The organism is Devosia sp. (assembly GCF_017744655.1).
Taxonomy (GTDB): Bacteria; Pseudomonadota; Alphaproteobacteria; order Rhizobiales; family Devosiaceae; genus Devosia.
The window spans coordinates 330706-354250 of record NZ_JAGIAW010000002.1; the positions used below are offsets into that span (position 1 = coordinate 330706).

20 protein-coding genes are annotated in these 23545 nt (G+C 60.6%); 7 read left to right on the plus strand and 13 right to left on the minus strand.

The annotated features are described in order from the left end of the window. Positions 1–13: 13 nt before the first annotated feature. The 5 genes from J7557_RS07525 (at position 14) to J7557_RS07545 (ending at position 4774) form a co-directional block, all read left to right on the plus strand. On the plus strand, positions 14–280 hold the full coding sequence (locus tag J7557_RS07525; protein ID WP_291418896.1) for a DUF6538 domain-containing protein: 267 nt from the start codon (positions 14–16) through the stop codon (positions 278–280). Next, positions 259–915: a hypothetical protein gene (locus J7557_RS07530; protein ID WP_291418898.1), complete on the plus strand. Its 657-nt coding sequence runs from the start codon at positions 259–261 to the stop codon at positions 913–915. The genes J7557_RS07525 and J7557_RS07530 overlap by 22 nt, the downstream gene beginning before the upstream one ends. Before the next feature lie 521 nt (positions 916–1436). Next, positions 1437–2123, plus strand: a complete 687-nt coding sequence (locus tag J7557_RS07535; protein ID WP_291418899.1) for a lysozyme — start codon at positions 1437–1439, stop codon at positions 2121–2123. Further along, complete coding sequence (locus J7557_RS07540) at positions 2124–3368, plus strand: hypothetical protein (RefSeq protein ID WP_291418901.1); 1245 nt, start codon at positions 2124–2126, stop codon at positions 3366–3368. A gap of 26 nt (positions 3369–3394) precedes the next feature. Then, positions 3395–4774, plus strand: a complete 1380-nt coding sequence (locus J7557_RS07545; RefSeq protein WP_291418903.1) for a hypothetical protein — start codon at positions 3395–3397, stop codon at positions 4772–4774. A 1315-nt stretch (positions 4775–6089) separates the two neighbouring features. Here J7557_RS07545 and J7557_RS07550 read toward each other — a convergent pair. The 5 genes from J7557_RS07550 to J7557_RS07570 all read right to left on the minus strand — a co-directional run bounded on the left by J7557_RS07550 (position 6090) and on the right by J7557_RS07570 (position 10456). Next, positions 6090–6473 (minus strand): VOC family protein, encoded by a 384-nt coding sequence (locus J7557_RS07550; protein WP_291418905.1) that lies wholly within the window; start codon positions 6471–6473, stop codon positions 6090–6092. Between the two features lie 60 nt (positions 6474–6533). After that, positions 6534–8069 (minus strand): S41 family peptidase, encoded by a 1536-nt coding sequence (locus J7557_RS07555; RefSeq protein ID WP_291418907.1) that lies wholly within the window; start codon positions 8067–8069, stop codon positions 6534–6536. Between the two features lie 95 nt (positions 8070–8164). Further along, complete coding sequence (locus J7557_RS07560; RefSeq protein WP_291418909.1) at positions 8165–8812, minus strand: dihydrofolate reductase family protein; 648 nt, start codon at positions 8810–8812, stop codon at positions 8165–8167. A 39-nt stretch (positions 8813–8851) separates the two neighbouring features. Beyond that, entirely contained in the window at positions 8852–9268 is a 417-nt protein-coding gene (locus J7557_RS07565; protein WP_291418911.1) for a DoxX family protein, read from the minus strand. Positions 9269–9313: 45 nt separating this feature from the next. After that, complete coding sequence (locus tag J7557_RS07570) at positions 9314–10456, minus strand: DJ-1/PfpI family protein (protein ID WP_291418912.1); 1143 nt, start codon at positions 10454–10456, stop codon at positions 9314–9316. Between the two features lie 101 nt (positions 10457–10557). Between J7557_RS07570 and J7557_RS07575 the strand changes: the two genes are divergently transcribed. Continuing rightward, positions 10558–12054: a PLP-dependent aminotransferase family protein gene (locus J7557_RS07575; RefSeq protein ID WP_291418914.1), complete on the plus strand. Its 1497-nt coding sequence runs from the start codon at positions 10558–10560 to the stop codon at positions 12052–12054. A gap of 82 nt (positions 12055–12136) precedes the next feature. Continuing rightward, complete coding sequence (locus tag J7557_RS07580) at positions 12137–13606, plus strand: FAD-dependent monooxygenase (protein WP_291418916.1); 1470 nt, start codon at positions 12137–12139, stop codon at positions 13604–13606. A gap of 107 nt (positions 13607–13713) precedes the next feature. Here J7557_RS07580 and J7557_RS07585 read toward each other — a convergent pair whose 3' ends face one another. From J7557_RS07585 to J7557_RS07620, 8 genes are all read right to left on the minus strand, one after another. Next, positions 13714–15660 (minus strand): TetM/TetW/TetO/TetS family tetracycline resistance ribosomal protection protein, encoded by a 1947-nt coding sequence (locus J7557_RS07585; RefSeq protein ID WP_291418918.1) that lies wholly within the window; start codon positions 15658–15660, stop codon positions 13714–13716. Between the two features lie 613 nt (positions 15661–16273). Continuing rightward, complete coding sequence (locus J7557_RS07590) at positions 16274–17431, minus strand: mandelate racemase/muconate lactonizing enzyme family protein (protein WP_291418920.1); 1158 nt, start codon at positions 17429–17431, stop codon at positions 16274–16276. A 24-nt stretch (positions 17432–17455) separates the two neighbouring features. Continuing rightward, positions 17456–18583, minus strand: a complete 1128-nt coding sequence (locus J7557_RS07595; protein WP_291418922.1) for an iron-containing alcohol dehydrogenase — start codon at positions 18581–18583, stop codon at positions 17456–17458. A 33-nt stretch (positions 18584–18616) separates the two neighbouring features. After that, entirely contained in the window at positions 18617–19363 is a 747-nt protein-coding gene (locus J7557_RS07600) for a ribonuclease activity regulator RraA (RefSeq protein ID WP_291418923.1), read from the minus strand. Between the two features lie 24 nt (positions 19364–19387). After that, entirely contained in the window at positions 19388–20548 is a 1161-nt protein-coding gene (locus J7557_RS07605) for a mandelate racemase/muconate lactonizing enzyme family protein (protein ID WP_291418925.1), read from the minus strand. Positions 20549–20556: 8 nt separating this feature from the next. Then, positions 20557–21654 carry an ABC transporter ATP-binding protein gene (locus tag J7557_RS07610; RefSeq protein WP_291418926.1) on the minus strand — a complete coding sequence of 366 codons (1098 nt, stop codon included), beginning with the start codon at positions 21652–21654 and terminating at the stop codon, positions 20557–20559. Between the two features lie 12 nt (positions 21655–21666). Beyond that, positions 21667–22548 carry a carbohydrate ABC transporter permease gene (locus J7557_RS07615; RefSeq protein WP_291418928.1) on the minus strand — a complete coding sequence of 294 codons (882 nt, stop codon included), beginning with the start codon at positions 22546–22548 and terminating at the stop codon, positions 21667–21669. Beyond that, positions 22545–23504: a carbohydrate ABC transporter permease gene (locus J7557_RS07620; RefSeq protein WP_291418930.1), complete on the minus strand. Its 960-nt coding sequence runs from the start codon at positions 23502–23504 to the stop codon at positions 22545–22547. Before J7557_RS07620 ends, J7557_RS07615 begins: the two co-directional genes overlap by 4 nt. Positions 23505–23545: the final 41 nt, after the last annotated feature.

The following is a 23545-nucleotide window of genomic DNA, read 5'->3' on the forward strand; positions in this document are numbered from 1 at the left end:
TCTGGAGTCGGAGATGAGCATGGCCGCCAAGTGCGCCTATGTCGAAAAGATCGGTGCGGTCTATTATGTTCGCAAACGAATCCCACATGCCTGTAAGAGGCAGGCGGAAGGAGACGCGGTGCGGATGTCGCTCAGGACCAAGGACCGGGTGACAGCGCTCAAATGGGGTCTAGAGGCGCTTGCGGTGTTCGAGGAATTGCTGAGCACGGAGCCCAAGGACGCGCTCATGCATCTGACGGGCAGCTTATTGACGAGCAATTGCGCAAGCCCAAGGACATGACCGGCGCCGATCTGGTCCGGCGAAGGGCACTCAGCAATGTCGGCGCCAAGATCACCCGTCGTGCCCGCGAGGAGCTTCAACTGGGTGACAACCTCGATTCCATCTATGGGGAACTGGTGCATTTCCACCGAGCTACGCTCGAAGGTGAGAACATCCATGACCGGATGCCGCCGGAGGTACGGTCACGTCGCACCGCCCAAGCCGCGACGATCGATCTGTCGCGCTTCGATGCCGTTCTCGATGCGCTCGGGGCCACGCGTCCTCAGTCAGGTCCGGCGCCCTCCTCTTATACCTCTGCTATCAACACAACATCAGCACCGACGCCGCAAACGCTGCAACCGGCCCGGAAAGGCCATCCCCGATCACATCGGCACCAGTCGTTAATAAGCTGCGCTTTCTGGCGGAGGACTATTTCAGGAATGCCGGCCAAGCAGGCGCCCGACGGCGTTTCCGAGGGTGATGCTGGACGTGCTGCTAGACGAGGCCTTTCGACACTCACGATTCGAAGTGCAGATTGTCGTAAGGGACGAGACCGCCAATGGGATTTGGCCGGCGTGACGCAGCAGTTGCCCGATCCGATCGAACCAAGTGAGTGGGCGCATTTAGGGGCAAACTCCACACGCACACTGACTTGAGGGCGGCGGCCCACCCCAATGTGGTTCCCGGAGGTGGACAGCGGCGATGGCCGCTTTCTCGAAGCGAAAGTGCGGTTTTGGAGGTATGAAAAGGGCGCGTCGCTGCCAAGCCGCATCCTTTCTCTTTCCGGCCTTCATACATGTCAGGATGCGTCGATGAAAGCGGCGGTAGTATTTCAGGATTGACCGCTGGCGCGTGTAATCTGCCATCGCAACCGGTCATCAGAATTGATCGTTGGCATAGTCCAAAATTAGACAATCAATACAAATTAGACAATCGAAGAATGGCGCGACGTGTCGCGGTCGTCGATTTGGCCTTGGCCCAGACACACGCGCCAATCAGCAAAGCGCAATCTATATAGTTGAATGATAAGTAAAATTCCGAGTCCATTCAGGGAAAATCAGATTTGCTTAGATTAATATTTCGACCCGTACTTTCTGATTTCAGTTGATTTCCAAGCTGTCCGCGGCAGAGATGGCCCTCTGGGGAATGGCAGGAGGGGCAGATGAGAATTGCTGGCTTGGTCGGGGTCTTTGTTCTTTGCGGTGGCGTGTGGGCACAGGAGAGTGCCGTTGATCGATTTCCGTCACAATTGCAGATTGAGATGCTCGAAGATGGCTTCGGCGCCTCGTCTGACCGCCCGTCGGGTGAGTTGAACGCGCTGACCATGTCCCTTGTGAAACACTTCGAGGGCTGGATACCGGCTGCCTATGACGACCCCGCCGACTATTGCACGATCGGCTACGGCCACCTGATCGCGTTGAAGAAGTGCGCCGACATTAACTTGGGGCAATTCGCCACGCCGCTGACCGAGGCGCAGGGCGAAGACCTCTTGCGCAAGGATTTGGGTTGGGCCCAGGTGGCGGTCGAGGAACTGGTGCGGGTCGACCTGAACGATGACCAGTACGGGGCGCTGTCGTCTTTCGTCTTCAATGTCGGCAAGACCAATTTTGCCTCGTCCACGCTGCTAAAAATGCTGAATAGGGGAGAATATGACGATGCCTCCCTGCAGTTCGCGCGCTGGGTGCGGGCCGGCGGCGAGGTCATGCCCGGGCTCGTCATTCGCCGCTCATGCGAGGCGACGCTGTTCGATGGCGGCTTGGCCCTGGGGCCCAGCGGTCGGTTCGACCGCTCGAAGTGCGTCTCCCAGGGGGCCGCGTCCGATGTCGGCGAACTCATCGATATCGAATTGGGCGAAGAGGAATAGGTGGCGGCGATGTCGCGCGGCAGTGTCGCCCTGCTGTGTGCGGTGCTGTTGATGTGTGGTACCGCCTGGGCGAACCCGACGCAGTGCGTTAAGGATCACTTCGCTCCAAACGACCTCGGGCCGCCAGTTCGTCACTGGGACCCGAACGAGGTCGAGCAGGTTCTTGGCGAGGTGCTGCGCACCTATCACCTGCAGACCAAGGTTACGATCATCGCCTGCGACCGTGTGACCAATGTCCGGGCCTACACGGCGGACGGGAGCGTGCCCGGCGTGCCGAGAGGTGACTACATCATCTATAAGGACTATTGGGTCAACTTGGTCATTGGGCACGACGCCCACCTCGCCTTTGCCCTGTTTGCCCACGAGCTTGCCCATATTGTCAACGAAGATACCTATCGCGAGGCCGATGGTACGTTCGTGCGCGAAATTGAGCGAAGTGCCGATGAATTCGCCGCCTGCGTCCTCGGCCGCGCCAATGGCGAATGGGAGGCGATGGAGGAACTGCTGAGGAAGATCCGATGGCACCAGGACGAATTGTACCCGAACGCGAACGAGAGCCTCGATGCCGCAAGCAAGGCCTATGAAGACTGCCAACAAGGCCGGACGGACACGAGGATCGGCTTTCATCGGAACAGCATTGTCGTCACGCCCATGCAGATTTTCCCCTCGCAGGTGGTGGATGACAGTGACGCGTTGAATGAGAAGATCGTAAATCTGCTGGTCCGATCGATAAGGGGCCTGCAATCGACCCTGGATAGGAGCATTGACGGGGAATTTGAGCAGGTGGCGATTGGCGTCATCGCCGACACGATCGACATAGACCCGAACATGCCCGACGAACTACTCGACGCGGGCAGCGACATGGGCGCCCTGGCAATCGTCACTGGAGAAGGCGATCTGGTCGAAGGCGAACTAATTCTGACCTCCTATTTCTTCCCGATAAGGCCCAATCCGCAGAACGGGCGGCCCTTTCACCTCGCAACCATCGTGGATGCTCTGCCCATCCGCGATGACGTCAGCGCCGCACGCATGAGCGCGCGCCTGAACCCGGAGTGGTCACGGCGGGCGGTCCTGTCGTTAGCCGTCGAGGAAATCTACAATCGCGGCAGCGACCAGGCCGCCATTGATCGATCCGAGCAATTGCTGCTGGCTCTCAGGAAACAGCTGACGGAAGACGACCATATCCTAGTCGATGTGAACGCTCTTCTCAACTACATCGCTAAGCTGCGGCGGGCCGCAACTTGAACAAGAGCTGGCTGGTGGGATGTGCGATGGCCTTGGTGGCCGCTCCAGCCATCGGCGCGGAATGCCTGCTCGTCGAGTTCTGCGCGCGGCAGATCCTGCCTAATGTAAAATTCCGCACGACAATCATAGAATATGTCGACATTACTGGCACGGGAGCCGGGCACTCGCTGAGCCGCCTCAACTGGCGGGAAGCCTTTAGCGCGATCTATGATCAAGCCGGAGCGGGCGTAATCTACGCGCTGGACCGAAACGACGAACTGACCGGCATGCTGGGGACCGACGACCAAGCGGTGATGGAGGAATTCATTGCCAATGGCTATCACCGCGAGGCGGTGGCGATTGCCGGGGCCCAAGGCGCTCATATCGCGCTCTGGGGCTCAGTGCTCGAGGACAAGGGGGACATCCTCTTTCAGCCGTCATTGTCGGTGTTTCCTGGCGACTCTGACTGGCTGGACCTGTCACTTTCTGGAGAGAATGGTGTAATCTCCGAACTCACCCTCGACATTCCGGCTTGGCGCATCGACTTCCAGCCCGATCTGCATGAGCGTGCGGCACTGTTCGCCCGGCCACTGCTGACGCGATGCGGCCTCTCCAGCCAGTGCCCGGATGGGGTCGATGTCCGCGCGGGGCCCTCGAATAAGGCCGAGATCGTTGGCAAGCTGCCGGTTGGCGCCGCCATTGCGGTCGAAGACATCACCGAGCAATGGTTCCTGCTGACACACGCCGAGCGCCAGTCTTATCTGAACCTCTATCACACCGAGATGATCCCCCAGACTGTGACCACATCGCGCGCGGGCCAACTCTGGGTGTCACCCGATGGCGGGGCGGAACGCTCGACCGACGTGCGCGCGGGGGAGGTACTCGATGTCGTGGGTGCGCAGCGCCTGGGCGGACGGTTGTGGCTGGAACTGCGATCGGCCACCGGGAGCGGCTGGATCACCGACGAGGGCTGGATACCGCATTATTCCCATCCGGCCATTCATCTCGTCAACGGCTTCACCCGCTTCGGGCTGGGCAATTTCCGCGGCGCTGTGCGCGCTTTTCGTGCATTCACCGATCAAGCGAAGCCCGAAGACAATGTCGCTCTGTCCATCGCTCACCAAATGGCCGCTCTCAGCTTAGTCCAGGCGGCGGAGGCCGCCGACAACCTTGAGGAGGCCGTTGCCCACCTGGCTCGAGCGCAGCAATTTACACCATTCGATCCTGTGCCGTTTGCCATAGAGGGGGCGGTTCGACTGCAACTGTTCGGCGAAACAAAAACTGGGGTGCAGGCACTCAACCATGCCATCGAACTGGATGGTGCCGATCCCGTCCTCACCGGGCTGCTGCGCCAGTTGTGCTCAGGAACCTTCCCGGGCCAGGACCGACTAAAATGCGACCCTGTGGCCGACGCGAGTGGCCAATAGGTACGACTTCCTTAGAAGGGAGAATACCTCAAGATGCGTATCGCTGAACTGAAGGGGCAACGCGACTGAAGCGCGCGACCTTTTCCAGCGCACACCCGTTGGTCTCGATCGTCGTACTGGGGGGCGTTCCAGACGACTTCTCGCTCTTCCAATTTAGCCTGGAGAAAACCGTCACGGTAAGCTCCCACTGCACTCGCTTGACCGCGTTTCGCCAACTAGTCTCAAACTGCTCGCGTGAAATTTCGACCTCAACATTGGCAGTTCTTGGCGTAGGGACTTCCGGGTCTAGTTGGTCTGGAAGGCGAGTGCCTCCCAACTCTAACATATCGCTACTTCGGCCTATCCCAGTGTGACCATCTGCCCAGACATCGACAACTCTGGTGGTTTCCTGGAAGGACAAGAGTGGGAAGTCCTTTAGTTCCGGATCCAGTCGCGCGCCTTCACAAAGTATATGACACGAAAGCCGCTTTTCATATTCCAGTACCCAAACGTTCAGAAATTGTCCGCGAAGGACTAGGCCCCAGGAAAATTGACCGGGCCGCCAAAGAAGTGGTTGGCCACTTCGTCCATGAAACTGGCTTCTGAGATCGGTAGTCCAGAGGCACCGCCGATTGCCGAGTCAATGCCACATCGCGGACACATCGCAGCCTGTGCGTCATCGATCCACTCCGAAATTTCGCTTGGCGCAAAATACTGAGACAGAAGAAGCAGGCGCAGGTGCCGCTACTCTGGATCTCCGACCTATGCTTCCAAGAGTGTCCATGCGCAGCTTTAGGTTGTGCCCCGTCCACCAGCCTTCTCCTTTAGGTTGAACATGACGCTGGCGATCCTGCGAACGAATGGAGGCTGGTTCGCAGATTAGCGTGGCTATTGGTTCGATGCAGTGTTTGGGCGAACCTAAGGCTACTTTCGTGCATCAACGCCCGAAAAGCTGCCAGTCGTCTTTCCACCCCCGCGCCGGCATGATTGAGGCGAAGCGCGAACGGCAGCTTTCGGGAATTCGAGATAGAGGTCTGGACGTCCGGAATGTGGCGCGTTGCAGATGAGCCGTTGCGACTACATTTCGGCTATCCGAACGGGGCCAGGACGACCACCAAAACTGGCCAGCCTGAAGTGTGAATCGGTGGTGGTAGGTCTTCCGAGCGTCAAAGGCTCGCCGACCACGGCCTGGTGCTTATCACGGGTCATCAGCCCCTGGTGTGCGGCGGAGGCGCGGCGGCCCGAAGTTCCGCCGCCGCGTCCTGAAGATCGGATGCGCGCATGGCTTCGCCTTCCTTGGTTATCTCTCCAGATTCGCTTCGGGTTACGCGTTCACTTAAACACGGGCGGTGCCGCGCCCTTCGCGCAACTGAAGCAGATTCCCGTCGGGATCTCTAAACCTTGCGGCATAGCCCCACGGAAACTCCAGTAACTCTGGCGGCTCAAATGTCACGCCGCGAGAGGCAAACGTTTCGAACGTTGCCCGGCAATCGTCCACTTCGATGGTGTAGACGGCGGAACCGAGTTCGGCCCTGGCTGGCGTGCCTGGCCAGAGAAGCAATTCGAAGTCTTGCCCCGGAACGCCTATGGTCAGGAACCGCGGCCCGTTCGGCGTTGCAGCGTCAACCCGCCTCTCGAAACCGATGATGGTCGTGTAGAAATCGAGGGCTTTGTCCTGATCGCTGACCAACAGCGCCACGTAGGGTATTTTCACCAGCATGACGTTCTCCTTTCGCATCCGTTTCTCATCTTCCTGAGGCGCCTATTGCGCGCCCGGGATCTAGGGCTGTGCCAGGATCAGGCGCACGCTCGCGTCCTGGCTGGCGCCCCAGTCGCCCGGCTCGGACCAGACATGGAGATCGGGGCGAACTTCGGCTTCGCCGGGCAGAAACTCGTAGTGGAGGGTCGAGACACCAACGAGGAGCCCCGAATTTGGCAAGTTGAAGCGTCGCACTTCCTGCCAGTTGTTGGGTGCCGCGCCGGCCGGTTCGCCGACCAGGATGGCGTTGGTCATGGTCTTGAAGTCGACAGCGTTCGTCATCGCGGCAGAGAAGGTGGTGCGACCGATGAGGACGTAGAGGCCACCAGCTCTATTAAGCCAGGGACGGCTGCCAATCGCTTCGATGAAGGCCCGGCCGGCATTGTAGTCCCCGCCGGTATTGTCGCGCAGGTCGATAATGAGGCGGGGAGGGCGCTGCGCGTCGAGATCTCGCAACAGGGCGGCTACTTTGTCGGCTAGGTGGTCATAGGAGCGCCAGTTCACATACAAGCTGCCATCGGCAAGCGTCTGGCTCCAGAAGCTCTGGTTGCCTTCCTGCTGCCACAACGGCGCGCCGCCGTTAAGGGTGGCCCATTCGCCGGCGTCGGATGACGCGGTCAATTCGACCGGTGCGAGCCCGCCATCTTGCGCTTCGAATGTGAGGGGAACCGGCGAGCCGTCAACAACACCGATTGCCGCGAGGACGTCTGGATTGGACAGCAGGCCGGGCACGCCAGCCCGAAAGAACCCTTCGGTTTCGCCAGCGGGAATAAAAGGGCGCAGGCGCGCCACCACCTCATCGACCGGCACGGCATTCACCGCCACCAGTTTTGCCCCTAGCGCGGCCTGATGATCGACGGAAATCCCGACGACGCGTAGTCCGTCTTGGAACCAGAAGAACTCGACAGGCAGGCGTGGGTTATGGGGAAGTGCCACTTGGGTATGGCCGTCGCCGATTAACGCGCCGAGTTTTCGCAATTCCAGCGCGACGCCAATGCCGTCGAGATCGGGTATCGCGGCGCGAACACGCGTCACCTCCCGCTCGAACTCTTCGCGCGCAATTCTATGAAAGGGCGCGGCATGTTCCTGCGTGAGGATCTCCGTCAGCCGGTCGAGATCCTCAAACCACTGGGCTGTCGTCAAGTCCACCATCTCCGGAGGGGGCAGGAAGAACGTCCGGGCGTCGAGAACGGTACGCTGGGCGCTGATCGTGCCCCGAGCCTCGCCAAGGGAGAAGGTACCGGTCAACATGTCCCCGTCGACGGCCAGGGTCATGTCTCCAGTGCCACCGGGGCCTTCGAAACTGCCGGTGATCGAGCCAATCTGCTGCTGCGTCGCCGTCATCTCGAACGCGCCGATGGGCATGGAAATGGTGCCCTTGATCGCGGCGCCATCCCGATGCAGCTCAAGATGGGTAGGCAGGGGTGGCTGCGTTTCGATCCGGGTTTCTCCAGCGAAGCGCTCCAGCGCGTCTGGCAGGTCCTGTGCGGTCGCAGAGCCAATGATGGCGTTTGGCGAAAACAGCAGGACGAGGCTGAGCAGCCTGGCGAAGGTCATCGTATATTGCTTCCTGAAAATGAAACCGTTTGTGTGCCGACCATGCTCTGCCCCCGATAGTTCATGGCCACGGACGGCGGCGTTGGATGCCCGCGTCATGCACCGCGTCGGCTGAAGGTCAAATGTGTGACGCCGCTGGGTGATGAGACGGCTTCGATCTCATAGCGCTGCTCCAGAGACTCCAGGCCATCCCAGAGCCTTACGCCCCGGCCGAGCAAAATCGGCGTCACCACGATGTGCGCATGGTCGACAAGCCCGGCGGCGAGAAAGTCTCGAACCACGATCGCGCCCCCTCCGATGCGTATGCCCTGGCCATTTGCAGCCTCGCGAGCCATCTCAAGCGCTCGGGCGGGCGAGGCGTCGATGAAGTGGTAGGTCGTGCCACCCTCCATCTCAATCGGCGATCGAAGGTGATGGGTGAGCACGAATACCGGCGTGTGAAAGGGCGGGTTGGCGCCCCACCAGCCTTTCCAATCGGGGTCCTCATGCCATCCGGGATAGCCGAATTTACCGGCTCCCATGATCTCGATACCAATGCCAGCGTCATGTTGGCGGACAAAGGCGTCGTCGATGCCGCCGCTGCCGTCCGACTGGCCGGAGGCTTTCCGCCACCACCGGGTTTCGAACATCCATTCGTGCAGCCGTTCGCCGGCATGGCCGAATGGCGTGTCCCGGCTTGTGCCCTCGCCGGTTCCGAAACCGTCGAGCGAAATCGAGAAGTTCTGAACGTAAACGCGTGACATGGCCGATAATCTCCTCGCACTGGATTTGGTCGTATCGAACTAGGATCGGCGGACGGCCAGCCAGGGAACCGCCCGAGCCAGGACCAGGGTCCTGCCGGGGCCATGCACGGCGGCGAATAACAGCCCGGCGACGAAGGTGAGATGATTGATGAAGAGCCCCATCTGCATCGGATTGCCCGGCCAGGAGGCCGGACCGTAGAAGGCAAAGCCGAGGAACAGCACATAGACCGCAGCCAGCGCCGCAGCCTCGGTGAAGAGGGCCCCGGTAAAAAACGCCAGGACCAGGCCAAGTTCGAAAAAGGCCGCCGCCCAGGCAAAAAACAGCGGAAAGGGAAAACCGATCGATGCGATAGCGGCCGCGGTGTCTCCGATACCCATGAACTTCATGACTAAGGCCACGAGAAACGCGCCACCGAAAATCAGTCGTGCAGCCAGGATTGCGATTGTGCTGATCATTGAAGTCTCTCCATGAGCTGGCTGGAGCGAGGATGCGGAATTCCGCTATCGCGCCGTGTTTGACGTTGGATATTCGAGCTGCATCGCCACGACATCTGCCGTGCCTAGGCCATATCGTTCGTTGATCGCCTGCAGACCCTGGTCCAGTGCCGCCGCGGGTTTCTGATCGGAAAAGTTCGAAACCATGCTTTCCGTAGACCCTTCTTGGGAGTTGCGGTCGGGCAGGATGCGGATGCCATTTGCCGATACGATGACAGGCGCCTGGGCGAACGAGACCACCTTGGAGCGGTAAGTCCGCGACCACGCATCAGCCACCAGGGCGAGCGAGGCCTCGTCCATACCTTCTTCAAGGGCCATCTCGAACTCTTCGCGGTTCCAGAAAGCGAGCGTGTTAGCCATGATGGTCGTGACGAAGGGCCGCGTAAGCGTGAATGCCCCGCTCGCGTGCCGCGCATCCCAGTGCTCGACCCCGAGCTCGGCGGCTACCCCCTGGGCTTTTTCGCGTCCGGCGATGGCCTCGATCAGCGTCAGCATCATCGGCATGGAGGCTGTAATGCCCGTGGTCGTCGCGATGTTGCCGTCGATCACCATGCGGCGGTCAGCGACATAGTCGATGGTCGGGCTGCGCCGGAGCAGGTCTCTAAGATAGAACCAGTGCGTCGTAGCGCGTTTTCCATCGAGCAGTCCGGCCGCGCCGACGACCTTCGCTCCGGCACAGATCCCGATGACTATGGCACCCTTGGCCGATTGCTGCTGCAGCCAAGCCAGTACGGCAGGGTCGTCATCCCTGCTCATCGCCGGCACGACCACATAGTCAGCCCCATCGGGATGGGCGGCGTCGAATTCAGAAATGGTGGCGTCGGGCTCGACATTCAGCGCCGGATAAAGCTGCACCGGTCCCTGAGCTGTCGCCAGCATCATCACATCGGCAATATCGGCACGCCGCAGGATCCCTGTCGGCATCAGATAATCGGTCGTTTCGGTCGCATCGTTGAGACCGATCACTGCAATGACAGGACGTCCCGATCGCTTAGGCGCAAGTGCTTCACGTGCGGCCTTTGCCTCGGCCGCTGGCGGTATCTGGGGCGTCAGCACAGTGGTGGGCGGCAACATCGCTATCCAGATGCCGAAGCCAAGAAGGCCAACGCTCACAACGGCCGCAACGGCGACAGCGAGAAACCGCTTCATGCTCAATCTCCTAAGAGTGTGACCTTCCTAGACGCCAGAGAGGACTGGCAAAAGGTCCAATTCTGACCGAGTATGTCAGACCACTTGGGGCGCGTTCGATAGTGTTGCACATCAATCTGGCGGAAAGAGACGACCTGAGCGGGGAGATTTATCGCCAGACGCGGCGCGCCATCGTCGGCGGCATGCTGCTGCCAAAAGACCGCCTGCCCTCGAGCCGCGAACTCGCACAATCTCTGAACGTCGCACGGTCGACGGTCGTGATCGCCTATGAACAGCTTGCCGGGGAGGGCTTTATCGAGTCGGTACAAGGCGCCGGGACCTTTGTAAGCGTCTCGTCTTCGCAGGCGCGGAAACCTCTCGACCCGCCGCGGCGACACGCCTTGGAACCACGCCCGGTCTGGGCGACGATTCCATTGCCCACGGCGTTCGATCATCCGGCGGAGTTCGATTTTCGTACCGGCCTGCCCGACGCGTCACTGTTTCCGCATAGGCAATGGCGCCGGCTGATCGCGCGTGAATTGCATGCCAATGAGGTCTCCGGCGAGGCAAAATACGGGTCGCCGGCCGGTCATGCAGAACTGCGCGGGGCAATCGCCCGGCACATTGGTGTGTCGCGAGGGATCAGCGCATCGCTCGACGACGTCGTCATCACCAATGGTACCCAGCAGGCGATCGACCTGCTGTCGCGCGTTCTACTCTCCCCTGGGGATCGCATAGCCATGGAAGATCCCGGCTACGAGGCTCCAAGGCGAGCCTTCGAAGCGGCCGGTATCCAGGTGATAGGCGTGCCGGTCGATGGCGATGGCCTGGTCGTCGATGCTTTGCCGGCCGGCGTCAAAGCCATCTATGTCACGCCATCGCATCAATATCCGCTAACGGTCACCATGACGCTGGCACGCCGAAGGGCCTTGCTCGATTGGGCCGACCGAAACGGAGCCGCGATCATCGAGGATGACTACGAGGGGGAGTTCCGTTTCCAGGGCCGACCGCTCGATGCGCTGCAGACGCTCGATACCGCCGGCCGTGTCGTCTATGTCGGTTCCTTTTCGAAGACACTGCTGCCCACGCTGCGGCTCGGATTCGTGGTGGTGCCGGAAAATCTGCGCCTTGCAGTGCAGAAGGCGAAATATGTCAGCGACTGGACTACATCGACCTTGGAGCAGGCGGCCCTTTCACGCTTCATCGGGGACGGCAGTTTCGCCCGACATGTCAGGAAGGCCAGCAAGATATATCGCGTGCGGCATCAGATGATCTCGGAGATCATCGCTGTCGATTTCGCCGAGCATCTCGAACTGGTTCCATCGACTACAGGGATACACCTGGCGGCACTGGCAAGGTCGGCATCGATAGACGACATCGCCAGGGTGACCGGTCGCGCTGCCGATGCGGGGGTGCAAGTCCACAGGCTTTCGTCATTCGCCGTGGGAGATACGCGGCGCGCAGGGATTGTGCTCGGTTATGGTGCCATCGCAACCGACCGGATTGAGGAAGGCTTGCGACAACTTCGGAATGCTTTCAGGGGTGATCCGTCATCGCTGCCAACCGCCACGACAGGCGAGATTTCATCACCCCGCGACCATGATCTCTTCCCACTCTGATATGTGGTGCGCAACCGTCTTGCTTCAAGACTCCGGTCATCGCGTAAATTCAGGCCCGTTCTGATTTCGCGAGGTGACGGAAATGCCCCTTTCAACGCATGACGTGATTATCGCCGGAGGCGGTCCGACCGGGCTGATGCTGGCGGGAGAACTGGCCCTGGCAGGCGTCGATGTCGCAATTGTCGAACGGCGTGTGAACCAGGAGGTCGAAGGCTCACGCGCCAGCGGGTTGCATCCGCGAGCGATCGAACTTCTCGACCAACGCGGCATAGCCGACCGTTTCGTGTCGCAAGGGGACAAGCATCATGTCGTGTTGTTTGCAGGAGTCGTTCTTGACGCCAGCGATCGGCCGACCCGCCACAACTACACGCTCGCGCTGTGGCAGGCCAAGATAGAGCGCGGCCTGGCCGACTGGATTTCCGAACTGGCGGTGCCGGTCTATCGCGGCTGCGAGGTCACGGGCTCCGAGCAAGACGACACCGGCGTGACCGTCAGGTTAGATGACACTCGGATGCTGGAATCGAAATTTCTTGTCGGATGCGATGGCGGTCGCAGCCTTGTCCGCAAGACCGCCAATATCGACTTCCCAGGCTGGGACCCGGCCATCAGTTACCTGATTTTCGAAGCCGATATGGCGGACGAACCGGCACTAGGCATGCGTCATGGTGAAAAAGGGGTCTATGCCCTTGGCAGGCTCGAGGACGGCAAGCGCGTGCGCGGCGTCGTGACGGAGCAGGAGCTTGAGCGGGGCGAGCCCGACAGCGCCGCCCTTCGTGCTGCGCTTGTTGCTGCCTATGGATCGGACTTCGGCGTTCATAATGTCACTTGGCTGTCGCGGTTCACCGATGCGGCGCGGCAGGCGGCCGCCTACCGCAAGGGACGCATCTTGCTGGCGGGTGATGCAGCCCATGTGCATTCTCCGGTCGGCGGACAGGGGCTGAATATTGGTCTGCAGGATGCGGTGAATCTGGGGTGGAAGCTGGCGCAGGTGGTCCGGGACATTTCACCGGACAGCCTGCTGGACACCTACCATGCCGAACGGCATCCGGTGGGAGCGGCGCTGCTCAAGAACACCCTGGCACTCACCGCGCTCAATCGTGGTGACGCGCGAACCAGCGCCTTGCGCGAGATGATGGTGGGGGTGATGCAAATGGATGCGCTGCGCAGGTGGTATGCGGCAATGATGTCGAGCCTCGACATCCGGTACGACCTGGGCGAGGGACACGGGCTGCTTGGACGCCGCATGCCCGACCTGGATCTTGTCACTGGCGACGGCCCAACGCGGGTCTTTGCCTTCCTGCATGATGCAAGGCCGCTGCTGCTCAATTTCGGCGAACCCGGGAGCCTCGATATCGTGGGCCGGGCAGACCGCATTAAACTGATTGACGCGAAGTTGGTGGGGAAATGCGAGCTTCCCGTGATCGGCGTGGTCGAGGCGCCGACCGCCGTGTTGATCCGGCCAGATGGGCACGTGGTCTGGGTGGGGGAGGGTAGTGCCAAGGGCCTTAATGAAGCCCTTGGTACGTGGTTCGGCAATGCCACCGAGGCATAGATAGGGATTGCGGCAGTCCTGAGGGAACAGGCTTGGTGGCCGATTGAGCGTGAGATGATCTGGGGCGTCACTCTTTGTCCCGCCTCAGAAAGCTCAGCTATCGTTCATTATGCGGGGGAACGACGCCACTTGGCCAGATAGTTGCTGCGGTCGAACGGATTGAATCCCGTCCTTAGCCGTCCGTTCGGCGATCCCATCGGCGCGTAATGATCGAAGGCGCTTTCCATTGTCCCGGCACCACTCGTCACGTCAGGCAATTGCCTCTGGAGCCGTTGCAACGAAGCGGTCGCGATAGTGCCTTCCAGCCTGGCCGCCCTGCTTTCGACTACGGTGCCCGCTAACGTGGCTCCGGCTTGACCCAGCAGGGTCAGCAGACTGCCGATCGTCTCCGGTGGCGCATCGATCCGGAACCGACTGACCGGTTCGCAGACAAAAGTTTCCGCCGCGGAGAGCGCTGCCGCCACCACCAAGGGCGTCAATTGCCGGAAATCTGCCGCTGTGCTCTCCGGTGCCGCCTGACCTGCGGCGGTCATAGTGAATTGGCAATCGATCACCGGCCAGCCAAACCGACCCTGCTTTAAGGTTTCGGCTACAGTCTCCTCGACGGCACGATAAAAGCCTGCCGGCATGAGGCCGCTATTAACGGCAAAGGTGAAGGTGTTGCCGGCGCCTGGCGGGCGTGGTTCGGCGCGCAGGCCAATCGTAGCAAAGAATGGATTATCGCTCTCAAACAGCACGTCCAGAGCTTCGCCGACGCCGACCAACCGTTCCGCACAGATCACTGTGCTTTCGAGGAAATCGACCGCCAGGCCAAAATCCTGCTCCAGCGTCGAGCCTATGACTTCTTTCTGCACCTCGCCATAAAGCGACACGAAGATTTCGCCCGCGTCCTCGTTGTGGCGGAGGTTTATCAGCGGATCCTGCTCGGCCAACTGGCCCAGGGCAATCCATAGCGCCTGCCGATCCGACGGACGCCGCGCCAGTACCTGCGTTTCGAGGGTGGGAGCTGCAAAATAGGCCCGCCGCTCAAAAGCCGAATTCGGCCCGACGATATCGCCGATGACGGCACCGGCCAACCCACTGATGCGGCCAACCTGTCCAGCGCCGAGAATGCCGGTCGGCACGAGCCTGCCGGCGTCAAAGACATGGATGCTGGTGACGCGTTCCTGGCCCTTTGGCAAGTCGAGCAAATCGCGGACTTGGATCGTGCCCGATGTCAAAGTCAGATACGCTTGTTTTTCACCGCCCCAACCGCGATCGATCTTAAAAATATGTCCCTGCACAGGCCCCGTGGAATCTGGTTGCCGGCCCGGCAGCATGGTTTCAATGGCCGACATCAGGGCGTCGACACCGGCCCCAGTCGCCGCTGAACCAGCAAAGGCCGGATGGATCACGCCTTTTCGCACTTGTTCCACCAGAGCGTGCCGCACCCTTTGCTCGGTCAGGCCCTGGGGCGCGAGGACAAAATCGTCAAGGAGGTCATCATCATTTTCGACCAGGAGGTCGACCAGGACCTGCCGCGATGGCTCAGTAGCAAAATCCCGCGCCGTGACCATCATGGTCTTGCTGCCGGCATTGCTGATTGCCGACATCGCCAAGGCACGTAGCTGCAATTGCTCGGCCAGCGATGCAATGACACGCGCGTAGTCTGCGCCGAGTCGATCGACCTTGTTGACGAAAAACACGAAGGGTACGCGCAACCGACGCAGAGCGCGTACCAGGACACGCGTCTGCGCCTGAACGCCCTCCACTGCTGAGACTACGACCACGGCGGCATCAAGGATGCCGAGCGTACGCTCGACTTCGGCAATGAAGTCGGGGTGACCGGGCGTGTCGACGAGATTGACGATCGTGTTGCCGATCGAAAAAGACACTACCGCGGCCTTGATGGTTATGCCGCGTTGCCGCTCGAGGTCGAGACTATCTGTTTGCGTATTGCCAGCATCGACGCTGCCAAGTTTTTTGATGGCGCCAGCGTCAAAAAGCAGTCGTTCAGTAAGGCTAGTCTTGCCTGCGTCTACATGGGCCAGGATGCCCAAATGCAATGTGCGCATAATTTGTCATCTTCTCAGAATTCCACATGTGGTTTCGATGAGAAGCGACTCGGGGCATTTGAACCTCTATGCGCAAAAGCAGAAAATGCTCGCGTCTGCTCCTATGGAGCAACATGAAAGTATCGCGAATTGCGAGATCAGGTCAACGGTTCAGGCGCGCTATGCGCGCGACGAATTCCAATATGTTCGCTTTGGGATAGTGGCTAACCCCTCGCAGTTTCTGCGTTGGCATAGCCGTCTTGAGGTATAGGGGCTTTTGAGGCTGATATGTGTCACTGACCCCGACAATACATATTATCTCCTCATAGGACGGCGACATCAATATTGTGCTTTATGAGGCCGATGGCCGCTTTTGGCAGTCCGAGAACTTTAGCAGAATGACTGAAACGGGGTGCCTTCCGGCTAGGCCGCTGCCGACCCCGTTTCGGCCGTTGGGAGCCACAGACAGCATTCGAAAGCCGCCATTAGTCACGGCTCGCGGATGTAGCCAATGGACGGCTTTTCGCGTTCATGCTTAAACAAGGGCAGCATCAAGACGTTGGACCTTCCAGGAAGCGTCATGTTTTTACGGCCGACAGCTCTCCGGTATTGCTGATCAGCGATTAAAAGCGTGTCATTGGAACCATGTCGTGCCCGGATATTGATGGGCTCTCGCCACCTCTTCATTGAGTTCAAGCCCGATACCGGGCCGATCGTTGAGGGCGATCTTGCCGTTCTTGATGATGTCGCCACCGTCGGTGATGGTCGACCAATAGTCGCGATGGAACCAGTGGAACTCCAGCACGAGGAAATTCGGCACCGTGGCACAGACCTGGGCGGATGCCATGGTGCCGATGGGCGAGGAGACGTTATGCGGGGCGAAGGGGATCGAATACAGATCGGCAAGCTCTGCGATCTTGCGGCATTCCGATAGCCCGCCGCATTTGGGAATATCGGGCATGATGATATCGACCGCCTGCTGTTCCAGGAGCTTGCGGAAGCCATGCCGGAGGTAGAGATTTTCGCCAGCGCAAATCGGGGTCGAGGTCGAGCGCGTGATCTCGGCCATGACATCAATGTTTTCAGGCGGGATCGGCTCTTCGAGCCACATCAGCTGCAGATGCTCGAGATCCCGCGCGAGGCGAATGGCGCTGTGCTTGTCGAGCCTGGTATGCAGATCGCACGCGACTTCCACACCCTTGCCGGCGGCCTTCACCACCATCTCGGCCAGTTGCACCATGCGATCATGCTCCCACTTGTTGGGAGTCATGTTGAAGCCGTCCTTCTCATACCACCCGGTCTCGGTTCCGGTATGGCCATAGGCGCGGATATCCAGGTCTACCTTGAGCGCGGTGAAGCCGGCGGCGAGAACCTGATCCACCTCGGCCTGAACTTCGTCCATGTTCATGCCGGGAGACACCTCGCAGTCGCAATAGACGCGGATGTTGTCCCGGAATTTGCCGCCGAGCAGCTCATAGATCGGTACACCGAGCGCCTTGCCCTTGAGATCCCACAGCGCAATCTCGACCCCGGTCAGGGCGGTGATCAGGGCCCCGGCAAAGCCGCCTTCGAAGACGAGGCTGCGCCGGATCTCTTCAAAGATCGCATCGATGGCGAAGGGATCGCGGCCGACCAGTTTTTCGGCAAGTTCATGCTGGATAATGGCAATCGCCTGATGGCCGCCATGGACGCATTCGCCAATGCCGGTGATCCCCGCATCGGTTTCGATACGAACCCACAAATGCATGCAATGGCCGACCGTAGCAGCCGTCTTGACCGAGGTTATCTTCAATTGTTCTTCTTCCGATTGAAGGTTTCAGATCATGGTTTTGGCGAGAATGGTCCGGTAGTCGTCAGCCGACAGGAGCTTGGGATTGGTCTGATGGCTATGGTCGGCCAAGGCGCCGGTGATGACCGTGTCGAGCATTGCATCCGTGACACCAAGCGTTCGAAGGCCCCTGGGGATACCAAGGCGTTTGTTGAGCGTGCGAAGAGCGTCGGGCAGGTCGGTGCCGGACGGCAGGCCGAGAACGGTGGTGAGGCGAGCGAGTTTTTCCGCTGTCACGTCGGCGTTGAACGCCAGAACTTCGGGCATGAGAATGGCATTGAGTGTGCCATGATGCAGCGAGACCGCTTTAAGCCCGCCAAGCGCGTGTGACAGGGAATGGACTGCGCCGAGCCCCTTCTGGAATGTCAGGCCGCCCTGGAGCGAGCCCATCATCATCTCAGTGCGCGCATCGATATCCTGGCCATCGGCGACCGCACGGTCGATGCTGCGCCAGATGCGGGCCGCGCCATCGAGGGCGATGGCTTCGGCGGGTGGATTGTAACGGGGCGAGAAGAAGGTTTCGATGCAATGGGAAAGCGCGTCGAGCCCGGTGGCAGCGGTGAGGCCGGGCGGCAGACCGAGCGTCAGTTCCGGATCGCAGAGGGCGCGGCGCGGGATCAGGTGTGGACTGATGAAGCCGAGTTTTCGACCATCTGAGAGCGTCAGCAGGGCGGCGCGCCCGACTTCGGCCCCGGTGCCAGCCGTGGTCGGGATGGCGATGACGGGCGCAAGATTGCCGGTGATGTGTTCGAGCCCGCCAAGGATCATGGCATAGCGTTCGAGCGGCCCTTCATGACTTGCAAGGAGGGCAACCCCCTTGGCAAGATCGATGGGCGAGCCGCCGCCCAGCGCCACCACGCCGTCGCAGTGCGCTTCGGCAAAGATGTGGACGGCAGCGAGCACCGCCTCTTCGGTCGGGTTGGGTGGCACCTCGAGGAAGACCGCTGTTCCTGCGGGGCATAGGGCCTTGACCTGATCGACGAGGCCCGTGCTGAAAAGACCCCGATCGCTGACGAGGAGCGGCCGTTCCACGCCTAGCGTTGCGAGATGCGCCGGCAGTGTTGCAAGCGTGCCGGCACCAAATTCGATCGTCGTCAGATAGCTGATCAGGCTCATCGGTTGTCGCCTCGCTTGGGCCGGGGATCGGCTCTAGAGCGGTTTGATCGGGTTGAGTTTGCGCCAGGCCTGGTATTCGTCTTCGGCGTCCGGATGGAGCGGGTAGTAGCGCTGCAAGGGCTCGCCGGCCATGAGCTTCATGCGCGAAAACTCTTCCCACTCGGCGTGCTTTTTGCCGTCTTCCATCACCGCCTCGGCCATCGATACCGGCACGACGACCGCGCCATCGTCATCGGCAACGATGATGTCGCCGGGAACGACAGTTACGCCGCCGCAGGCGATGGTGACATTGACGGCGTTGGGGAAGATGTCGGTCTGCACGTGGTAATTGGGCGACCAGCCCTTGAGCCAGAGAGCGAGATCGAGCTTTTCGACATTGGGGCGGTCGCGCATGACGCCATCGATGATGATGCCGGCCCCGCCGCGACCTTTGAAATAGGTGGACATCATGTCCCCGAAAATGCCCGAGCGCATGTCGCCGCGCGCGTCGACGACCACGACGTCGCCTTCCTGCACGTGGTAGAGCACGTGGCGGTGAAGCTGGGTTTCAGGATCGGCATATTCGCCTTCCCTGAAAAGGTCGGGGCGCTGCGGCAGGCATTGCAGCGTCAGGGCCGGACCGCAAATGGTCTTGCCCTTGGTCTGGGGCAGGATGCCGGTCATATGCGGGTTCTTGAAACCCATATGCCCCAGCGAACCGGCAATCGTAGCGGCGCCCAGGTGGCGCAGACCCTCGATCAGATGCTTGGGCGGGCGGCTGATATCGGCAGTCTTGATCACGTCTAGTCCTCCACTCCGGCCGGGCTACCAGTTGGTTACAGATCCGTCGTTGCGCCGCAGATGCGGGGCTTCCCAGAAACTGAAATTTTGCTTGGCCAGGAGATCTTCATTGACCTCAACCCCAAGGCCCGGTGCGTCGCTTACGGGATAGACCGCGCCTTCGAGCTTGGGCTGAACGGGGAAGAAGTCGTCGTTGTCAAAACCAAGTCCGCGCTCGGGAGAGCGCGTCTCGAGCCAGGCGAAATTGGGCACTGCCGCTGCCATGTGGATCGTTGCGGCAGTGCAGATCGGCCCCAGGGGATTGTGCGGCATGAGGTCGACGTAATGGGCCTCGCTCCAGCCGGCGACCTTCATCGCTTCGGTCAGGCCGCCGACATTGCATACATCGAGGCGATTGAACTGATGGATGCCGCGCTCGATATAGGGCACGAACTGCCACTTGCTCGCGAATTCCTCGCCGATGGCGAAGGGAATATCGGTCATGGTGCGCAGGGATTCATAGGCCTCGGGCGTCTCGTCACGGATCGGTTCTTCGAGGAAATCGAGCACGCCCTTGTCGAGCTTGTTGCAGAAGCTTGCCGCCTCGGCCACCGAGAGGCGATGGTGATAATCGATGCCAAGCACGACCTCGTCACCCAGTTCCGCGCGGGCCCGGTTCAAGAGGCGCGCGGTGGTGGCGATGGATTGGCGCGGTTCGAAAATGTCGCGGCTGTCCTGACCGATGGGAAAGAAGCGGATGGCATCGAACCCCATGGCCATGAGTTCTTTGGCGCGCTCGATGGCGCCCTCGCCGGCGCTGTCGCCCGTGGAAGCAAAGGTCGGGATGACATTGCGCTGCTTGCCGCCAAGCAGCTGGTAGACGGGCACGCCGAGCGCCTTGCCCTTGATGTCATGGAGGGCAATATCGATGGCCGAGATTGCCGCCTGCAGGACGCGCCCGCCTTCGAAATACTGGCTGCGATACATTTCCTGCCAGATGCGGCCGATCTGCATGGCATCCTGACCGATCAGGAACTCGCGATAATGCTCGATTGCCCCGGCAACGGCTTTCTCGCGGCCCGTGAGGCCGCTTTCGCCCCAGCCGCTGATGCCTTGGTCGGTCTCGACCTTGACGAGGAACTGGTTCCGGATGCCGACGCGGGCAGGGTAGGGCTTGATCGCGGTGATCTTGAGATGGGAGGGCATGGTTAGTCTCAGTCGGCGCGCAGCGCCATTTCGGTCTGGCCGTCGAAGAGGTGAATGCGGTCCTGGTCGAATTCGAGCCAGACCATTTCATCGGGCGCCACGACAACGCTCGGCGGCAGGCTGATATTGACGATGGCGCCGGAAAGGAAGGCCTGGACAAAGGTGATGTCGCCGGTTGGTTCGACCGTATAGACCTTGGCCGGCACGGAGCCTGCCACTTCGCTCTTGTGCAGTTTGATGGTGGAATGGCGTGCGCCGAGTACGACGTTTTTGGAGGTTGAGGTCGCGACCTTCCGGGCATTGTGATCCGAGAGTGGAAGTGTCCAGCCTTCGGCGCTGCCGAGCACGGTGCGGCCGTCGACGCTGCCCGCCTCCAGTGGCACGAGGCTCATGGCCGGGCTGCCGATGAAGCTGGCGACGAACATGTTTACGGGATTGGCGAAGACATTGGCCGGGGAGTCATATTGCTGGAGCAGCCCGCCGTTCATCACGGCCATCTTGTCGGCCATGGTGACTGCTTCGAGCTGGTCGTGCGTGACGTAGATGATCGTTGCCTTGAGATCCTGGTGGAAGCGCTTGATTTCGCTGCGCATCTGCACGCGCAGCTTGGCATCGAGGTTGGAGAGCGGCTCGTCCATCAGGAAGACGGCCGGGTCGCGCACCAATGCCCGGCCGAGCGCAACGCGCTGCTGCTGGCCGCCAGAGAGTTCGCGGGGCTTGCGTTCGAGGAGATGCGTGATGTCGAGCACCTTTGCCGCCTCGCGCACCTTGGCGTCGATCTCGGCCTTGGGGAGCTTGCGCATCTGCAGGGGGAAGGCGAGGTTCTGGAATACCGTCTTCTGCGGGTAGAGCGCATAGTTCTGGAACACCATGGCGATGTCCCGGTCCTTGGGGTCGAGATCGTTGACCACGCGGTCGCCGATGACGATGTCGCCAGAGGTGATGGGGATGAGGCCGGCAACGAGGTTGAGCGTCGTCGTCTTGCCGCAGCCCGAGGGGCCGACCAGCGCGACGAATTCGCCGTCATTGACCGTCAGCGACACATCCTTCGCCGCATAGACGGGGCCATAGGTCTTGACGAGATCTTTGAGGACCACCTGGGCCATGGGACAATCCTTTTAGTGTTTGACGGCGCCTTCGGTGAGCGCGCGCACGAAGTATTTCTGGAGGACGAGGAACAGCACGACGACCGGCACGCTCATCAGGAAGCTCGCCGCCATAAGGCCCGGAAAATCAGTGGTGTTTTCCGAGAAGAAACGCTGGATGCCGACAGGCAGGGTCAGCTGTTCGTTCTTGGTGAGGAAGGTCGCGGCATAGATGTATTCATTCCAGGCGCCGATGAAGGAATAGATGGCGGTGGCGATGATGCCGGGGACCGAGAGCGGCGTGACGATCAGGAGGAAAGCCTGGAAACGCGTGGCGCCGTCGATGCGCGCCGCCTGTTCGAGCTGGATCGGGATATTGTCGTAAAACCCCTTGAGCAGCCAGATCGCGAGCGGCAGGCCGAAGGTGAGGTAAGTGAGGATGAGTGATCCATGGGTGTTCACCAGGCCCAGCCAGCGCATCAGGATAAAGAGCGGCACGAGGAAGATAACGGCCGGGAACATGTTGCGCAGCAGGACAGAGAAGAACAGGAACTTGCGGCCCGGAAACCTGAAGCGCGAGAAGGCATAGGCAGCGGGAACGGCGACCGCAACGGCGAGGATCGTCGTGACCACGGAGACGAAAAGGCTGTTCCAGAAGAAGCGCAGGAAGTCCTGCCCCACGCTGTTCTGCGGATCGAGCAGCTTCTGGTAGCTCGCCAGTGTCGGCTCGGCCGGCCACCACTGGGGCGGGAACTGGGTTGCCGCAAAGCCCGACTTGATCGAGGTGAGCAGCATCCAGGCCATGGGCAGGGCCGTATAAAGCACCATGATCAGGAGGAAGATGCGCCCGGCCCAGCGCCAGCCGTCGATGCGTTTGCGACTGCGGGGCGTGACGGTATCGGCAGTGACAGTCATGCCCCGTGCTCCTTGCTTTCATTGCCGCTGAGGGCACGCACATAGAAGTAGCCCAGCACCATCAGGATGATGAACAGCAGCACCGAATAGGCCGCGGCCACGCCCCAGCGCTGCCGCCCGAAGGCAAGCTCGTAGATGTGGGTGATCCAGATGTGCGAGGCGTTGGACGGCCCACCTCCGGTCATGATCCAGGGGATGATGAAGGAGTTGAAATTCGCAACGGCGAGAAGAAGGATGGTGACGGTCGAAACCCCGCGCAGATGCGGGAAAGTGACGTGCCAGAACCGTTGCCAGGCCGAAGCACCATCGACCTTGGCGGCGCGCAGCAACTGATCGGGCACAGTCTGCAGCCCCGCCATCAGCATGATCATGGCGAAGGGGAACTCGCGCCAGATATTGACGACGATCAGCGAGGGCAGGACGCTGTTGACATTGTCGATGAAATTGGGCTGGCGGTCGAGAAAGCCGAACTGGACAAGGACGGCACCGAGCACGCCGAAATCGGAGTGGTAGATCCATTTCCAGATATAGGAGGCCGCGACCGCGCTGATGACCCAGGGAATGATCAGGATGGCGCGCAGGATGGCGCGGCCAGCAAAGTCGCGATGGAGCGCCAGCGCGGCGCCAAACCCCAGCACAAAGGCGATCATCGTCGAGGCAATCGTCCAGATGACCGTATTAAGGGTGACTTTCCAGAACACTTCGCTCGACAGGATGGCGCCGTAATTGTCGACGCCGACAAAGATTTTGTCGCGAAGCTGGAGGCCGGGCGGAGTTTTGAAGAAGGAAAGGTCGATCGTGTAGTAGATGGGGTAGGCGATGACGACAAGCATCACCACAATCGCGGGCAGGACATAAAGATAGTCGGCGCGGCTCGTCCACATCTGCCGCAGAACATTGGGCCGCCTGGTGAGATGCTCGGGAGCAGCGCTCAACTTGCCTGTCATCGTGGTCATCTGGCTCGTTCCTGTCAGAAGGGGAGGCCGGCGGAAGCCGC